17 protein-coding genes and 2 rRNA genes are annotated in these 17,509 nt (G+C 34.3%); 1 reads left to right on the forward strand and 18 read right to left on the reverse strand.

What is annotated here, in order from left to right; all coding sequences use genetic code 4:
• Positions 1-43: 43 nt before the first annotated feature.
• The 16 genes from FG904_RS02370 to FG904_RS02445 all read right to left on the reverse strand — a co-directional run bounded on the left by FG904_RS02370 (position 44) and on the right by FG904_RS02445 (position 15,069).
• Positions 44-946: an MAG1430 family protein gene (locus FG904_RS02370; RefSeq protein WP_158290330.1), complete on the reverse strand. Its 903-nt coding sequence runs from the start codon at positions 944-946 to the stop codon at positions 44-46.
• Entirely contained in the window at positions 936-1,526 is a 591-nt protein-coding gene (gene yihA, locus FG904_RS02375) for a ribosome biogenesis GTP-binding protein YihA/YsxC (protein WP_139592321.1), read from the reverse strand. The genes FG904_RS02370 and yihA overlap by 11 nt, the downstream gene beginning before the upstream one ends.
• 1 nt (position 1,527) lies before the next feature.
• Positions 1,528-2,724: an acetate/propionate family kinase gene (locus tag FG904_RS02380; protein ID WP_139592322.1), complete on the reverse strand. Its 1,197-nt coding sequence runs from the start codon at positions 2,722-2,724 to the stop codon at positions 1,528-1,530.
• Positions 2,725-2,910: 186 nt separating this feature from the next.
• Positions 2,911-3,273 (reverse strand): 50S ribosomal protein L17, encoded by a 363-nt coding sequence (rplQ, locus tag FG904_RS02385; RefSeq protein WP_139592323.1) that lies wholly within the window; start codon positions 3,271-3,273, stop codon positions 2,911-2,913.
• A gap of 1 nt (position 3,274) precedes the next feature.
• A complete protein-coding gene (locus FG904_RS02390) occupies positions 3,275-4,312 on the reverse strand; it encodes a DNA-directed RNA polymerase subunit alpha (protein ID WP_338044327.1) in 1,038 nt (345 codons plus the stop codon).
• Between the two features lie 36 nt (positions 4,313-4,348).
• Positions 4,349-4,738 (reverse strand): 30S ribosomal protein S11, encoded by a 390-nt coding sequence (rpsK, locus tag FG904_RS02395; RefSeq protein WP_139592325.1) that lies wholly within the window; start codon positions 4,736-4,738, stop codon positions 4,349-4,351.
• 2 nt (positions 4,739-4,740) lie between these two features.
• On the reverse strand, positions 4,741-5,109 hold the full coding sequence (gene rpsM / locus FG904_RS02400) for a 30S ribosomal protein S13 (protein WP_139592326.1): 369 nt from the start codon (positions 5,107-5,109) through the stop codon (positions 4,741-4,743).
• Between the two features lie 34 nt (positions 5,110-5,143).
• A complete protein-coding gene (rpmJ, locus tag FG904_RS02405; RefSeq protein ID WP_139592327.1) occupies positions 5,144-5,257 on the reverse strand; it encodes a 50S ribosomal protein L36 in 114 nt (37 codons plus the stop codon).
• Between the two features lie 14 nt (positions 5,258-5,271).
• Positions 5,272-5,472: a translation initiation factor IF-1 gene (infA, locus tag FG904_RS02410; protein ID WP_476738914.1), complete on the reverse strand. Its 201-nt coding sequence runs from the start codon at positions 5,470-5,472 to the stop codon at positions 5,272-5,274.
• A gap of 15 nt (positions 5,473-5,487) precedes the next feature.
• A complete protein-coding gene (map, locus tag FG904_RS02415) occupies positions 5,488-6,240 on the reverse strand; it encodes a type I methionyl aminopeptidase (RefSeq protein ID WP_246051795.1) in 753 nt (250 codons plus the stop codon).
• Between the two features lie 33 nt (positions 6,241-6,273).
• Positions 6,274-6,939, reverse strand: coding sequence for an adenylate kinase family protein (locus tag FG904_RS02420; protein WP_139592330.1), 666 nt, complete (start codon positions 6,937-6,939; stop codon positions 6,274-6,276).
• Positions 6,933-8,330, reverse strand: a complete 1,398-nt coding sequence (gene secY, locus FG904_RS02425) for a preprotein translocase subunit SecY (RefSeq protein ID WP_246051796.1) — start codon at positions 8,328-8,330, stop codon at positions 6,933-6,935. Before secY ends, FG904_RS02420 begins: the two co-directional genes overlap by 7 nt.
• Before the next feature lie 176 nt (positions 8,331-8,506).
• A 23S ribosomal RNA gene (locus FG904_RS02430) occupies positions 8,507-11,393 on the reverse strand.
• Between the two features lie 296 nt (positions 11,394-11,689).
• Positions 11,690-13,196: ribosomal RNA gene (locus tag FG904_RS02435) — 16S ribosomal RNA — on the reverse strand.
• The 16S and 23S rRNA genes sit together here, the layout of an rRNA operon.
• Positions 13,197-13,406: 210 nt before the next feature.
• Entirely contained in the window at positions 13,407-14,093 is a 687-nt protein-coding gene (rsmG, locus tag FG904_RS02440; protein WP_139592332.1) for a 16S rRNA (guanine(527)-N(7))-methyltransferase RsmG, read from the reverse strand.
• A 1-nt stretch (position 14,094) separates the two neighbouring features.
• Entirely contained in the window at positions 14,095-15,069 is a 975-nt protein-coding gene (locus FG904_RS02445; RefSeq protein WP_139592333.1) for a ribose-phosphate pyrophosphokinase, read from the reverse strand.
• A 278-nt stretch (positions 15,070-15,347) separates the two neighbouring features.
• On the opposite strand from FG904_RS02445, the gene eno reads away from it, so the two are divergent.
• Positions 15,348-16,709: a phosphopyruvate hydratase gene (gene eno, locus FG904_RS02450; RefSeq protein WP_139592334.1), complete on the forward strand. Its 1,362-nt coding sequence runs from the start codon at positions 15,348-15,350 to the stop codon at positions 16,707-16,709.
• A gap of 40 nt (positions 16,710-16,749) precedes the next feature.
• Here eno and FG904_RS03380 read toward each other — a convergent pair whose 3' ends face one another.
• Positions 16,750-16,953, reverse strand: a complete 204-nt coding sequence (locus FG904_RS03380; RefSeq protein ID WP_246051797.1) for a hypothetical protein — start codon at positions 16,951-16,953, stop codon at positions 16,750-16,752.
• Complete coding sequence (locus FG904_RS02455; RefSeq protein ID WP_246051798.1) at positions 16,947-17,507, reverse strand: glycerol-3-phosphate acyltransferase; 561 nt, start codon at positions 17,505-17,507, stop codon at positions 16,947-16,949. Before FG904_RS02455 ends, FG904_RS03380 begins: the two co-directional genes overlap by 7 nt.
• Positions 17,508-17,509: the final 2 nt, after the last annotated feature.

Consider the following 17,509-nt stretch of genomic DNA (forward strand, 5'->3'; position numbering starts at 1 on the left):
AATAATTTAATTTTATCATTTTTTAATTTTTTTGTTATTTTGTTTAACTAGCTGTTGTATTTAAAAATGATAAATCATAAGTGTTAGTAAATTCTTGATTTGTAGGTACTGTTTTTACTGCTTCTAAGTTATCTTTTGAAGCATTTGCAACTTTAATATCATATTTTAAAGTTAAAGTTACTCTGTTTTCTGTAAATGTTAATTCGTTAAATGAATCATAATTTAATACTGCTGTAGAATTTAATGTATTAATTGGGAAATTTGATTTAATAAACTCAATTTGTTTTGCTTTATCACTTGCAGGAATTGCCATATAACTTTGTTTGAAGTTTTCAAATGAAGAATACTTTTCTTTCATTTGTGTTTGATTTAATGCCTCTGGAGTTGCTAATAAGCTGTTTGTTAAGCGGTTAGAAGTATTAACATCTAGTTTTTTAAAACCATCTAGTGTATAAATTACATCAAACGGTTTGTTTGTTTCACTTGAGTTTTTAGGTGTGAAAGTTGCTTTTAAATATAAAACTCCTTCTAAATCATTGGCATAAGATGTATACGAAATTGTGTAGTTATTTGTATAAGATTGGCTTAAAACTGCTGTTTTTGGATTTTGTAAAACAAATAATTTAGTTTCATTAAACTCACTTTGCGTAGGTTGCTTAAGGTAAGTTAAAGCACTTGCTCAAGCTGCTGAATTAAAGTATTTGTTTGTAATTTGACTATCAACAGGTGCTGAAGCATAAAAACTTGCATAATGTTGAGAAACATTAGCATTATTGGATGCAAATAATTTCATGGTTTCAATTTGTTGTTTTTCTGTTGGCATATTTTTTTCATTAGCAATTTGAGCTGAAGCAATTCCGATTGTAATTATTGAAGCAACACCTATAACTGAACAAGTTAAGTAAAAGCCTCATTGTTTTAAGAAAGATAAAATTTTAGTTTTCATCATCTTCTCCTGATAAAGTTGAGTCTAAATCATGCATTAGTTCATTTATTCCAAATTTTGTTTCTGATGAAACAATGAAATACTTTGAAAAACCAAAAGTACTTGCATCTTTTTTAATCTGTTTTATAAGTTTGCTTTTTTGACTTTGGTTTAATTTATCAACCTTTGTAAAAACTATTTTAAAGTCTATATTATTGTTATTTAAGAAATTTAAAATCGGTAAATCAGTATTAGAAATACCAATTCGAGAATCAATTAATAAGTAAATATTTTTAAGGTTTGTTCTTTGTTGAATATACTCTTCAATCATTAACAACATTTGTTGTTTTTGAGTTTGTGAAAGTTTAGCATATCCATAACCAGGCAAGTCAACTAAGACTGCTCCATGATTATTTTGAAAAAAGTTTAATAATTGTGTTCGACCAGGAGTTTTTGAAACTCTGGCTAATTTATTATTTGAAACAATGGCATTTATTAATGAACTTTTTCCGACGTTTGAACGACCTCAGAAAGCTACTTCATAATAAGGGTGTTGATATCAATTTTCCTTAGATGAAGCTGATTTAATAAATTTAAACATTTTAAGCGCTGTAGATTTTTAAAGCATTACGTGCTATAACTAATTCTTCATTAGTTCTTATTACGTATACTTTTACTTCTGAATCTGGTGAAGAAATTAATTGATATTGTCCAATTTTAGTTTCAAAGTTTGCTGTGTAATCTAATTTAATGTTTTTGAAAAATAGTTTATCAACAATTCTTTGACGAATTGCAGCATCGTTTTCACCAATACCAGCAGTGAATACAATAGCGTCTAATTTTGCCCCTATTTTATTTGCATACATTGCTGTATAGTCTGCTACTCTTTGTGCAAATAAATCTAGTGCAAATTCAGCATCAGCATTACCTGATTTAGATGCCGCTGAAATATCACGCATATCACTTGACACACCTGAAACGCCCATTAATCCGCTTTGTTTGTTTAAAATGTTTGTAAATTCATCAATGTCTAAATTAGCTTGAGTTTTGATAAACTGGTGAATAGAAGGGTCAATATCTCCGCTACGTGTACCCATCATAATACCTGCTAGTGGTGTAAGTCCCATTGATGTATCAAATGACTTAGAATCTTTTACAGCACATAAACTCCCACCATTACCTAAGTGTAAGTTAACAAAAGTCACTTTATCTTGATTTAAAATTTCAGCAAGTTGTTCTGTAATAAATTGATGACTAATTCCGTGCGCACCATAACGTTTAATGTTGTATTTCTCTGTTAAGTCTTTAGGAATTGCATAAGTACTGTTGACTTTGTTAATTGTTGTATGGAATGCTGTATCGAAATCGGCTGATAATAATGCATTTGGAAATACTTTTTTAAATCCTAACATTGCTTGAACAGCACCTGGGTTGTGAAGTGGTGCATAAATTGCAACTTCTTGAATTTTGTCAATTTCAGCTTGTTGAATTTTTGTAGTTGATGAAAAGTATTTACCACCTTGTACTACACGAAATCCAATGTATTCTATTTCATCTGGATTAGCTACTAAATTAATTTCTTGCATTAGTTTATAAATTTCTTCAACAGCAACTTCATGAGTTGGCATTGCAACTTCTTTTTCAAATTTTTCATCATTAAATTTAATTGATAAATTACCTGAAGGTAAGGTAATTCTTTCAGCAATACCACTAGCTAGTAGTTCTAGATTTGATTTGTTAAATAGACTTAACTTAATCGAACTACTTCCGGCATTGATAACTAAAACTTTTTGGTTCATATATGCTCCTTAAATGTTAATTAAAAAGTTTTTTATTAGGTTAATAAAGTTTATTTAAATTATACCTTTTTTTAATTAGTTAAATATAAATCTGGCTAAAAAGAGATATAAAAAAACACCCATACGGGTGTTTTAAATGATTTAATGATTTTAAGTAATATGTAAAGCTCAATTAAAATTGTAGGATTAAACTAATTCAATAATAACCATACGTGTGCTGTCACCTTGACGACGAGGTAACTTAATAATTCTTGTGTATCCACCATTTCTATCTTTGTATTTTGGTGCGATTGAATCGAATAAATGTTTTAAAACTGTTTGTCCGTCTTTAGTTGTCATAGGTCTTACAAAACCTGCAACTGCACGTCTGTTAGCTAATGTTGGGTTTTTAGCTTTTTGAATCATTCTTTCAGCGTGTCTTCTTAGTTCTTTTGCTCTTGTTAAAGTTGTTTGAATTCTTCCGTTAGCAAATAGTTCACTTGCTAATGAACGCATTACACCAGTTCTTCATTTTGTATCACGTGAATAAATTTGTGTTGGATTAGCCATATTATTCATCTCCTTGTTTTAATTGATAACCGTATTCTCTTAATTTTTCTTCGATTTCTTGGATTGATTTTTTACCTAAGTTTTTAGTTTGTTCTAAATCAGAAAGTTTTAGTTGAGAAATTAAAGATAATCTTGTTGCACCTAATTTTTTTAGAACATTAGTTGAACGTACTGATAAATTTAATTCTTCTAATGTTTTGTCATCATCTGGTTTTTGTTCTTCTTGAACTTTTTCTTCTTCAAAAATATCAACTTTCATTTCATCAACATTTCCAACAACTTTGAAAATTCCAATTAAAATTTCTGAAGCTTGTGAAACGGCATTTTTAGCGCTAACTGTACCATTTGTTTCAATTCTGAATGATAATTCTTCTTCAAATTTGTTATTTGATGAAGATGAATGCATTTCAGAAACTTCATATGCAACTTTCTTAATTGGTGAAAAGTCTGAATCAACAGCGATATATTCACCTTTTTTGATATCTGATCATAATAATGATTTAGATTTTGCAACTAATTCTTTATTTTCTTCAAATGTTTTAAATCCACGACCAGGTTTTAAGAATATTTCAATTCTTAAATCACCAGGTTCTGTAATTGTAGCAATTTCAACATCTGTATTAATAACTTTTACTGAAGGATTGTTTTCAATTCTAATTAATTTAGAAGTAACAACACCATCACGTTCAGAATCTGGTTTTTCATATTCTGTAATTAGATCACGAGTATCTAAAACAGCTTTTACGATATCATCATCACCTACATAACTAGGGTCATATGAGAATTTAACTTTTCTTAGGTTTAAAATTAATTTAGTAACATCTTCAGTAACGCCTTTTAAAGATTGATATTCGTGGTCTGCACCTTCAATCTTTACACAGAATGGAGCTAGTGATGTAATACTTGAAATTAATACACGTCTTAATGCAACTGCAACAGTGTTTCCAAACCCTCTTTCTAGTCCTTTAAGTGATAAAGTAGTTACGTTGTCATTACTATCTTTTCATTCTGGTTTTTCGTAATATACCAGTTTTTTCATTCTTTCCATTTCGCCTACTTCCGATTATTAATTAAATTATTTTTTAGCACGTTCACGTTTTAAGATACGTTTTGGAGGTCTTGTTCCATTGTGAGCCATTGGTGTTACGTCTCTAATTTCAGTAACTGTAATTCCTGAAACTTCAATTTGTTTTCTTGCAGCATCTTTACCTGCTCCAAGTCCTTTTAATTCAACTTTAACTGTTTTCATTCCATGTTCTTTAGCAGCTTCAGAAGCAGCTGCTGCTGCTAAACCTGCAGCATATGGAGTTTTTTTCTTTGTACCTTTGTAACCAATTGCACCTGATGATGATCAAGCAATAACATTTCCTTGTTCATCAGCAAAGGTAACAATAGTGTTTTGGTTTGTTGAGTGAATGTGAGCAACTCCGCTAGTAATATTCTTTTTCTTTGATTTACGAGCCATTATTATTTACCTTTCTTTCCTGCAACAGTTTTTCTAGGACCTTTACGTGTACGAGCATTTTTCTTAGTGCTTTGTCCACGTACTGGTAATCCTTTACGGTGTCTCATTCCACGGTAACATTTAATTTCCATTAAACGTTTAATGTTTTGTGCAGTGTCTCTTCTTAAGTCACCTTCTGTCATGTATTCTTTAGCAGCTTCACGAATTCTTTGTAATTCTTCTTCGCTTAAGTCGTGTACACGTTTTGATTCGTCTATTTTAGCTGTAGCACAGATTTCTCTAGCTAATGAATTTCCAATACCATAAATGTATGTTAATGAAATAACAACACGTTTATTGTTAGGAATTTCGACGTTTAAAATTCTAGCCATATTTTAATTCCTCTCTTACTTAATTTAATTTTAATTAACCTTGTCTTTGTTTATGTTTAGGTTGTAAACAAATAACACGGATGATTCCTTGACGTTTAATAATTTTGCAGTCTTTACACATTTTTTTAACACTTGCTCTTACTTTCATGTTTACTCCTTAAATTATTTGTGTCTGTAAGTAATACGCCCTTGAGTCAAGTCGTATGGGCTTACTTCTACATCAACACTATCGCCTGGTAAAATACGGATATGATTTACACGCATTTTTCCAGAAATATGAGCTTTAATTAGGACACCGTTTTCTAATTCAACTGAATATGAATCTGTTGAAAAAGCTTCTTTTACGACTCCTACTAACTTAATCGCATCTTTAGCCAATTAAATTCCTTTCGTTAAAACAATCCCTTTTCCGTCTTTGATTAACACTGTGTGTTCATAATGGGCTGTTTTTTTGTTATCTGTACTTACTACAGTTCAACCATCTTTAAGGATTCTAATTCCTTTTGATTGTGTAATCATTGGTTCAATACAAATAACCATTCCATCTAACAACAACGGCCCAGAATTCTTATGTCCATTATTTGGTACATAAGGATCTTCATGAAGACTTGCTCCAATTCCATGACCAGAAAATTCTGAAGGTGTGAATAGATTGTTTTTCTTGATATATTGACCAATTGCATATGAAATATCTCCAATGCGTGCACCTTTTTTAATAGCTTTTAGTCCGGCATTAAACGCACCTTTAGCCACTTCAATTAGTTTTAAGTCTGTTGGTGAAACATTACCAACAGGTTTTGTGAACGCACTGTCGCTATAGTAACCTTCATAAATGCAACCTAAGTCGACACTTACTAAATCACCATCTTGAACGATGTAATTACTTGGTATACCATGGATCAATTGCTCATTAACAGATATGCAAGCTGTCGCAGGGAAGCCATATAAACCTTTAAATGCAGGCTTAGCCCCATGCTTCATTATTTCTTCAAAAGCCAATTGATCTATATCTTTTAAAGAAACACCTGGTCTTACAAAGTCTCAAACAATTTGCTTGACTTCTGCCAAGATTTGACATGATTTAGTAATCTTGTCAATTTGTTGTTGTGTTTTGACATATTTTCTTGACAAAATTACCTCTCTTAACATTCTTTTAAAAAGCCTTTAAATTTTACTATTTTTTTCAAGAATTTCTAATATTTTATCTGCTACTTCTTCAGGTTTTAAAGAAGCATCTATTTGAATTAATTCACCATTTGATTGATAAAAGTTTAAAAGTGGTAATGTTTTTTCATCATAAACTTTTAAACGTTCGATGATTTTATCTTCTGCATCATCTGCTCTTTGAATTAAAACACTACTATCCTTATCACATAGACCATCAACTTTTGGAGGTTGATATTTTATATGATATCCTGCAGAACATGTTGGACACAATCTACGTCCATTAAGTCTTTCTAAAATAATTTCTTTTGAAACAACTAATTCAAAAACAACAAAATCAAAACCTGGTAAGCTACTTAAAAATTTAGCTTGATCGCTTGTTCTTGGGAAACCATCAAGAATAAAGTACTCACCATTATCTTTTAATTTAGTAATTGCATTTTTAACAATTTGATTAGTAATTTCATCAGGGACATATCCGCCTGATGTCACAATATCTTTTACTTTTAAACCTAATTCAGTTTGGTTTGAAATTTCTTGTCTGAAAATATTGCCTGTTGATAAATGTAATAAATTACTTTTTTGTGTTAATACACCTGCCACTGTACCTTTTCCAGCACCAGGTTGTCCCATTAATAAAACATTTTTATTAATTTGTTTTATCATAATAATCCTTCAACGCTTGTTACTTCATTGCTTTCGATGTTTTTATTTGATTCTCTTTTTGCCTTTGCAAGACGGTTTGATTTAATTCTTGCTTTTAATTGGCTTACTGTTTCAATAGCTACACTTACTAAAATCATCAACCCTGTTCCACCGAATGAAATAGCTGATGGTAAAATTCCTGCCATAATTTCAATAAATTGCATGCTTCCTAAAATTAGAAGAAATACAGATGAGAAAACACTTAATCTAAAAACAATAGCTATTAGATAATCTTGTGTTTCTTCTCCTGGTCTTACTCCAGGTATAAAAGTTGAATTTTTAGCAAAGTCTTCAGCTATTTTGTCGACTTTTGATTGTTGAATCCCCATAACAAGTGAGAAAGCAAAAATGATAACTAATAATAATGAAAACCCAATGGGTTGTGTAAATTGTAAATTGTGATTAATTCATTGTTTTGACGCATTTTCGTCTGGCAATAGGTTCACAATCATTGTAGGGAATGAAAGCACCATCATCGCAAAAATGATAGGCATAATTCCACCAGGATTTAATTTAATTGGTAAAAATCCCATTTCTTTAATGCTTTTTGATCTACCTGCTCCAATTTGTTGTATTGGTATATGTCTTTCAGCAGCATAAACAATAGCAATAATTAATAATATAAGTAAATAAACAACAATGTAAGTAAAGAAGTTAACAATGCCTACTAAACTTGCTGAAATTTGGTCAAAATCACTACCTACATAGTGTGCAAAAGCCTGTCTAAATTGAAACGGTAATCTAGCTGCAATACCTGTAAAAATAATCAAACTAGTTCCGTTACCTACTCCTTTATTTGTTATTTGCTCTGAAATAAATAAAGCAAATAATGAAGCTGCTGTTAAAACCATAGGAATAACAAAATAAACTAATGTAGTTTGCGAAATACCATATGCAGAATCAACTATTCTAATAAAGGCATTGTTACCTGTGGTTAATGATTTGACTAAAAATATAGCTTGTGGATAAGCAATAACTAAAGTTAATAAACGAGTTAAAACATTTAGTTTTCTTCTGCCTTGTGGTCCACTTTGCGACATTTTATAAAGAGGTGGAAAAATCCTTGATTGCAAAATCATCATAATTAAAGAAGCATTAATGAAAGGACTAATACCTAAAGCGAAAAGTGAAAATTGGCGAAGTCCACCTCCACCTATTAGGTTTAACGTATTTAAAAATGAATTCGAACCTATTGATTCAGAATTTGCAACTTTAATAAATGGAGCTGTAATAGTTGTTCCCATTACATATAAAATTAGCATTAATAAAGTGAAAATTATCTTTTTAGTTAGATCTTTTGTGCTTCAAAAGTTGACTCAATAATTACGAATATGATATATGAATTTTTGCAATTAAATACCTCTTTGTAATATATTTACAATTATATAGAAAAAATGATATTTTAGAAGTCTTATAATTAATAAAATTAAAAAGGCATAAAAAAATCACCTAGCGGTGAAAATTTTTATATTCTCTGAAAACTGAATAGTAATAATAATCTACTAAAATGTCGTTGAATACATTTTAAACCTTTAAACCTATCAATTTATTAGTAATGGTCAGCTGAATGTATTACTACACTTACACTTCCATCCTATCAACCTCGTAGTCTACAAGGAATTTCAAGGGAATACTTATCTTTGAGGAGGCTTCCCACTTAGATGCTTTCAGCGGTTATCCCTTCCGTACTTAGCTACCCAGCTATGCCTCTGGCGAGACAACTGGAACACCAGCGGTACGTCCACTCCGGTCCTCTCGTACTAAGAGCAGCTCTCATCAATATTCCAACGCCCACATCAGATAGGGACCGAACTGTCTCACGACGTTCTGAACCCAGCTCGCGTACCGCTTTAATTGGCGAACAGCCAAACCCTTGGAACCGACTCCAGCTCCAGGATGCGATGAGCCGACATCGAGGTGCCAAACCTTGCCGTCGATGTGATCTCTTGGGCAAGATAAGCCTGTTATCCCCAGGGTAACTTTTATCCGTTGAGCGACTGCCGTTCCATGACGTACAGCCGGATCACTAAGTCCTGCTTTCGCACCTGCTCGACTTGTAGGTCTCGCAGTCAAGCACACTTCTACCTTTGCGCTCTACATACGGTTTCTGACCGTATTGAGTGTACCTTTGAACGCCTCCGTTACTTTTTAGGAGGCGACCGCCCCAGTCAAACTACCCACCACGCACTGTCTCCCCACCGGATAACGGTGGCAGGTTAGAAACTCAACATACCAAGGGTGGTATTTCAAGGTCGACTCCTCTAAGGCTAGCGCCTTAGTCTCACAGTCTCCCACCTATCCTACACATGTTAGGCCAAGTTCCAATACGAAGTTGTAGTAAAGCTCCATGGGGTCTTTTCGTCTTGATGCGGGTACCCAGCGTTTTCACTGGGACCATAATTTCACCGAGTCCAATGTTGAGACAGTTGAGAGATCATTGCGCCTTTCGTGCAGGTCAGTATTTAGCCGACAAGGAATTTCGCTACCTTAGGACCGTTATAGTTACGGCCGCCGTTCACCCGGGCTTCACTTCAATGCTTCGTGTAAAACTAACACATCCGCTTAACCTTCGGGCACTGGGCAGGCTTCACCCCCTATACATCATCTTGCGATTTAGCAGAGAGCTGTGTTTTTGATAAACAGTTGCCCCTCACAATTTACTGTGGCCAACTTAAGTTGGCACCCCTTCTTGCGAACTTACGGGGTTAATTTGCAGAGTTCCTTAACATTGGTTTTCTCGCTCGCCTTAGAATACTCATCTTGGGAACGTGTGTCCGTTCTCGGTACAGGCGCCTGAAATGTTAAAACGTTTAGAAGCTTTTCTAGGAAGCATGAAATCACACAATTCAGCAAATGCTTATGCATCATAGATTCCGGTTATAGAGTTCGCATTTAACTAAACTCACCAGTCGCTACTTACCCCTAAATCCAATAATAGGTAGTGCTATCCTTCTCCGTTACTCCATCACTAATTTCAGGTGGTACAGGAATATTAACCTGTTGTCCATCGGATACGCTTTTCAGCCTCTCCTTAGGTCCTGACTAACCCTGGGTGGACGAACCTTCCCCAGGAAACCTTTCCCAATAGGCGTTGAGGATTCTCACCTCAAATCGTTACTCATACCGGCATTCTCACTTCTTAACGCTCCACCAGTCCTCACGGTCTGACTTCAATGCGATAAGAACGCTCCTCTAACGTACTAAATGTACCCGTGGCTTCGGTATTGTGTTTGACTCCCGTTACATTATTGGCGCAAGTTCTCTTGACTAGTGAGCTATTACGCACTCTTTAAAGGATGGCTGCTTCTAAGCCAACCTCCTAGTTGTTTATGAAAACTCACAACCTTTCTGACTTAACACAATTTTGGGACCTTAGCCGACGATCTGGGTTGTTGCCCTCGCGAGCCGGGACGTTAGCACCCCGGTTCCGACTGCATGATAATACACAATGATATTCGGAGTTTGATTATAGTCAGTACCGCTAGGCGCGGCCATTCCATATTCAGTGCTCTACCATCAAAGCTTAACATCACACGCTAGCCCTAAAGCTATTTCGAGGAGAACCAGCTATCTCCAAGTTCGATTGGAATTTCTCCGCTATTCACAAGTCATCCGGGCACTTTTCAGCGTACTACGGTTCGGCCCTCCACTTGGGGTTAACCAAGCTTCAGCCTGCTCATGAATAGATCACATGGTTTCGGGTATATGTCAACATACTAAGCGCCCTATTCAGACTCGATTTCTCTTCGGCTCCGCTTTTTCTCTGCTTAACCTTGCATGTTAACATAACTCGCCGGTCCATACTGCAAGATGTACGCCATCAGCCATTAACGGCCTCTGACTACTTGTAAGTAAGTGGTTTCAGATTCTATTTCACTCCCCTCCCGGGGTTCTTTTCACCTTTCCCTCACGGTACTAGTTCACTATCGGTGTCTGGTTAGTATTTAGCCTTACCGGATGGTCCCGGCAGATTCAGACAGGGTTTCACGTGCCCCGACCTACTCAGGATACTGTTTGAGTTTTTGCCATTTCGTATACGGGGGTTTCACCCTCTATGCCTAGCTTTTCCAAGCTATTCTACTATAGCAAAAATTTCTAACTCATTTATAACAGTCCTACAACCCCAATATAAAATATTGGTTTGGGCTCATTCACGTTCGCTCGCCGCTACTGATGAAATCATTTTTATTTTCTCTTCCTGTTGCTACTAAGATGTTTCAGTTCACAACGTGTCTCGCAAATGGAACTATGTATTCATTCCATAGCAACTAGTCATTACACTAGTTAGGTTTCCCCATTCGGAAATCCCCGCTTCGTAGCTTATATCCAGCTCCACGAGGCTTATCGCAGGTAATCACGTCCTTCATCGACTTCCAGACCCAAGGCATCCACCACAAACTCTTACTTATTTAAAAGTTTAATAACAATATTTACCTATCGTTTATTGATGTATTCAAAGACATTTTAATAAATTATTATCTAATTAGATAATTAACTCGGTTCAAAACAAATTGACTAATTTATTTTTGATGTCGTTGTTATATTAATATCTTTACTATTCAGTTTTCAAAGAACATATGAGAGAAATCCTCTCAAAACTAGATATATAACCATTGGACTATTAACAATGTACATGACTAATAATATTTAAAAAATAGTCTTGAAATAGGTAATGTTGACAACTAAAGTTGTTGTCGTATGTACTCCGTAGAAAGGAGGTAATCCATCCCCACGTTCTCGTAGGGATACCTTGTTACGACTTCACCCCAGTCACCAGTCCTGCCTTAGGCAGTTGTTTCCGTAGTTAACAAAACCGACTTCGGGCATTACCAGCTCCCATGGTGTGACGGGCGGTGTGTACAAGACCCGAGAACGTATTCACCGTAGCGTAGCTGATCTACGATTACTAGCGATTCCGACTTCATGTAGTCGAGTTGCAGACTACAATCCGAACTGAGAATGGTTTTTTGAGATTTGCTCCACGTCGCCGTATTGCTTCTCTTTGTACCATCCATTGTAGCACGTGTGTTGCCCCACTCGTAAGAGGCATGATGATTTGACGTCGTCCCCACCTTCCTCCCGGTTACCCGGGCAGTCTCCCTAGAAGATTTAACTAAGAATAAGGGTTGCGCTCGTTGCAGGACTTAACCGAACATCTCACGACACGAGCTGACGACAACCATGCACCATCTGTCATTCTGTTGACCTCCACTATATCTCTATAGCTTTGCAGAAGATGTCAAGAGTGGGTAAGGTTCTACGCGTATCTTCAAATTAAACCACATGCTCCACCGCTTGTGCGGATCCCCGTCAATTCCTTTAAGTTTCACTCTTGCGAGCATACTACTCAGGCGGATGATTTAATGCGTTAGCTGCGCCGATAGTTCCTATCAGCTAATCATCATCGTTTACAGCGTGGACTACCAGGGTATCTAATCCTGTTTGCTCCCCACGCTTTCGTCTCTCAGTGTCAATATGTACCCAGTTAACTGCCTTCGCCATGTTGGTGTTCTTCCTTATATCTACGCATTTCACCGCTTCACAAGGAATTCCGTTAACCTCTATACAATTCTAGCGTGCCAGTATCCAACGCGATTTGGGGTTGAGCCCCAAGTTTTGACGCCAGACTTAACACACAACCTACAGACGCTTTACGCCCAATAATTCCGGATAACGCTTGCAACCTATGTATTACCGCGGCTGCTGGCACATAGTTAGCCGTTGCTTTCTGATTTAGTACTGTCAAGGCCTTGCCATTTCCTGCAAGGTTTTTTCATCCTAAATAACAGCAGTTTACAACCCGAAGGCCGTCTTCCTGCACGCTGTGTCGCTCCATCAGGCTTTCGCCCATTGTGGAAAATTCCCTACTGCTGCCTCCCGTAGGAGTCTGGGCCGTATCTCAGTCCCAGTGTGGCGGTTCGGTCTCTCAACCCCGCTAAACATCATAGCCTTGGTGGGCCGTTACCTCACCAACTAGCTAATGTTACGCACCCCGATCTTTTAGTGAAGCTTTGAGGCTTCTTTCATATAGAAATCATGCGATTTGTATAAGTATCCGGCATTAGCACTAATTTCTCAGTGTTATTCCAGTCTAAAAGGCACGTTAAGTACGTGTTACTCACCCATTCGCCGCTAAGTTCCGAAGAACTCCGCTCGACATGCATGTATTAGGCACACAGCCAGCGTTCATCCTGAGCCAGGATCAAACTCTCGAAAAAATTGACTGTCATGTATTTTGTTATATATCTAGTTTTAAAAGAACTTCTGTTTGCTTGTTGTTAGCAAGATTATTATAGCACTGTTTTTTGATAAAACAAATCTTTTTTTAATTTTTTTGATTCATTTGCTCAAGGTGCTTAATTATTATAATAGTTCTTTTTTTAAAATCAAGTCACTTTTTAAAATTTGTTTAAAAAAGAGCAATTATTTTATTTGCTCTTTACTATATCTTTTCATTTATAAGGAAACTGTTTTGGAGTAGATCTTTTTTTAGTAATTTTAATTATATAGTTCTTTCTTTCTATATAGGTATTATTAAATTCTTGTACTTCTAATTCATAACTTAACATTTTTAAAGTTTTTTTAGCGTTGTCAAGTTCTTCTTTTCATTTAACACCTTTTAATAGGGAAAGTTTGCCCCCAACTTTAACTAGGTGGAAAGAAGACATTAGTAAAGCATTAATGTTTGCTACAGCTCTAGCAGTAACTACATCATATAAGTTTTTTTGTTGTTCCTCTTCAGATCTAATTTTATAAACTTGTACATATCTTTCTAAATTTAGTTCATTGATTACTAAATTTAGAAAATCAACTCTTTTTTGTAACGGTTCATAAATAACAACAAAATTATTAGGTTTAGTTAAAACATATGGGATAGAAGGAAATCCTGCTCCTGCGCCTATATCTAATATAGTTTTATCCGTTAATCCTTCTGTTATTTTTTGCATAAATAATAAAGATTCTAAAATTCCTTCATTTCAGAGTCTTTCCCCAGAAAATCCGGTTAAATTCATAACCTTGTTTTTTTCTTCAATCAAGCCAACATATTTTTGAAATAAATCAAAATCTCAACTATTTCGAACACATAATTCTTTAACTATTTCCTTTGAATCCATTTTATAACTCACTTATTTTTTCTTTTATTTGCTTATAAACTTCTGTGATGCTTGTTTTGTTTAGGTTTGCCAAAATTACTTTACCTAAAAAATCACCTAATGATACTATTTGTAATTTTTTAAATTTTGAAGCTAATTCGTAATTATCAATACTGTCTGTAATAATAACTTTTTCAATGATTGGATCATTTTCAAATATTTCGAAACCTTTTGTGAATATTCCATGTGAAGCAACTAAGATAACTTTTTTCGCTCCATTTTCTTTTAATTTATGGGCAGCTTTAATTATTGTCCCACCTGTGTCTATTATATCATCCACAATAACCGCATTTTGTTGATTGATATCACCGATTAATCCCATAACTTCTGTTTGGTTTGCTGCAGTTCTTCTTTTATCAATGATGCAAATTTGGATTGAATCTGAAATTAATTCAGCTAACTTTCTTGCTCTAACAGCTCCACCATGATCTGGAGAAACTACTGTAAAGTGTTCTTTAATTTCTTTTAAAGCTAGTGCTAATGGGTATTGTCCTCTTAAATCATCAACCGGTATATTAAAAAAACCTTGAATTGAAGGGTTGTGTAAATCTATACAAATCATTTTAGTAGCACCTGCTTGTTGTAATAAATCTGCAACTAATTTTGCTCCAATAGGTTGTCTACCGCTTACTTTCCGATCTTGGCGAGCATATCCATAATAACTTAAACAAACTGTAATGCTTTTAGCGCTAGCTCTTTTAAGTGAATCTATAAATAATAATAACTCAACTAAATTATCATTTACAGGTCTTGATGTACTAGCAACAATGAAAACGTCCTTGTCTCTGACTGTTTCACTTGCTTTAATCATCACTTCACCATCGGCATAAACAGTCTTTTCAATTTCAGAAAGTGGAATTTTGATGTAATCTGAAACTTTTTGAGCTAATTTTTTAGCATTATCCATACCAAATAAAACGCTATTATTTTTGTCCATAAAAATCCTTTTGTTTATATATAAATAATTTTAATATTTTTTGCCGAATAGCATCATAAAAGAACTAATAAAAAACTAAGTGCTAAATAGTCAACATAAAATGTGGTAATTTCAAATTTTTTGCCATATTTCTAAAATTAGCCATTGTTAAAAGTGACAAAATTCACAATAATAAAAATCTTAATTTGACTTTTCTGTCAATTATCAGAAACTATTAATTAGTTTATAATTTACTAAATAACAATTTATATAAATTTTTATTAAAACAAGGAGACTAAATGTCAGCAATTAAAAAAATTCATGCACGTGAAATTCTAGACTCACGTGGTAACCCAACTGTTGAAGTTGAAGTTTATACTGAATTTGGTGGATACGGTATTGCTAAAGTTCCATCAGGTGCATCAACAGGTTCAAGAGAAGCTTTAGAATTAAGAGATAAAGGTTCTGTTTATGAATCAAATTGATTCGGTGGAAAAGGTGTTATGTTAGCAGTTGATCACGTTAACAACGATATCGCTCCACACTTATTAGGTATGGAAGTTACTGAACAACGTAAAATTGATATGAAAATGTGTCAATTAGACGGTACAGAAAACAAATCAAAATTTGGTGCTAACGCTATTTTAGGAGTATCATTAGCTGTTGCTAGAGCTGCTGCTAATGAATTACAAGTTCCTTTATATAAATACTTAGGCGGATTTAACGCCCATGAATTACCTGTTCCAATGTTAAATGTTATTAACGGTGGAGAACACGCTTCAAATACAATCGATTTCCAAGAATTCATGATTATGCCAGTTGGTGCAAAATCATTAAGAGAATCATTACAAATGGCTAACTTTGTTTTCCACAACTTAGCTAAATTACTTAAAAAACATGGACACGGTGTTCAAGTTGGTGATGAAGGTGGGTTTGCTCCTAACTTTAAATCACACGAGGAAGCTTTAGACTTCTTAGTTGAAGCTATTAAAGCAGCTGGTTATGTTCCTGCCAAAGAAGGTGACAAAGCTGTTGCTATTGCTATGGACTGTGCTTCAAGTGAATTATATGAAGATGGTGTTTATACATTCAAGAAATTAAAAGCAGCTATTGAAGAGAAAAAACCTGGTTTTGAACATTTAACAGATGTTAAATTAACTTATACATCTGATGAAATGGGTCAATACTTAAAAGATTTAGTTGCTAAATACCCAATTATTTCAATCGAAGATGGTTTTGCCGAAAGCGATTGAGCTGGATTTACAAAATTTACAGCTGAAATGGGTGATAAATTACAAATCGTTGGTGATGACTTAACAGTTACAAACACAGCTATCTTAAAACGTGCTATTGAAGAAAAATCAATGAACTCAATTTTAATTAAAATTAACCAAATCGGTTCATTAACAGAAACATTTGATGCTATTCAAATGGCTCAGAAAGCAAACATGACAGCAGTTGTTTCACACCGTTCAGGTGAAACAGAAGACACAACAATTGCTGATATTGCTGTAGCTATGAATGCTGGACAAATTAAAACTGGTTCAATGTCTCGTACAGACCGTATTGCTAAATACAATCGTTTATTAGCAATTGAAGAAGAATTAGAAAACTCAGCAGAATTCAAAGGTGTTAAAGCTTTTTACAACATTGTTAAATAATTAATTAAACAAAAAAATCCGGAGCTTATGCTCTGGATTTTTAAATCTTTCTTTCTTGACCCTTAATTAGTCTTTTAATGTTCTCAACATGTGTATAAAACATTAAAAGCACTGCTAAGACATATATAAACCCTTGTAAAGGATTTAAGTTATTTAATATGTTAATGTTGCTTGAATAAATACCATTTGATGCAAATGCAATAACTGAGTTATTAAATCAAGGTATGAAAACGAAAATTATCATAACGCTTGCAGTAAGCAATGATGCAAGTGAAACATATCTTTTTCAAAAATTAACCCAAAGAAAAATACTGCTGCTATTGGTAAAAAGATAATATTGTAACTAATTAACAATCCTAATGAAGAAGCAACTCCTTTACCGCCTTTGAAACCAAAGAAAATAGGAAAAATATGACCAATCACTGTTCCTAGTCCTGCTAATAAAGGTAGCCCATAAATTGTTCTTAATCCTTCTCAATATGGAGGCAGACCAATTCCATAAACTCCTACCACACTGCCATTTTGGTCAATTGAAGTTGCTAAATTACATCAATAAGTTAATCCGTAACCAATAGCTACTACTGAAATAGTTTTTATGACATCAATCATAAGAATCATAATTGCTATTTTTTTACCAAAAACCCTTAGAGAGTTAGTTGCACCTGCATTTTTTGAATGATAATCTCTAGGGTCTTTTTTCAGAATTTTACCAACTATGATGCTGGTGTTTAAAGACCCTATAATATAGCCAAAAACGACTAAAAATATGTTAAATAAAACTGAATTAAATGCGTTCATTT

The sequence above is a fragment of the Mycoplasma nasistruthionis genome, assembly GCF_006228185.1.
GTDB classification, from domain to species: domain Bacteria; phylum Bacillota_I; class Bacilli_A; order Mycoplasmatales; family Metamycoplasmataceae; genus Mycoplasmopsis; species Mycoplasmopsis nasistruthionis.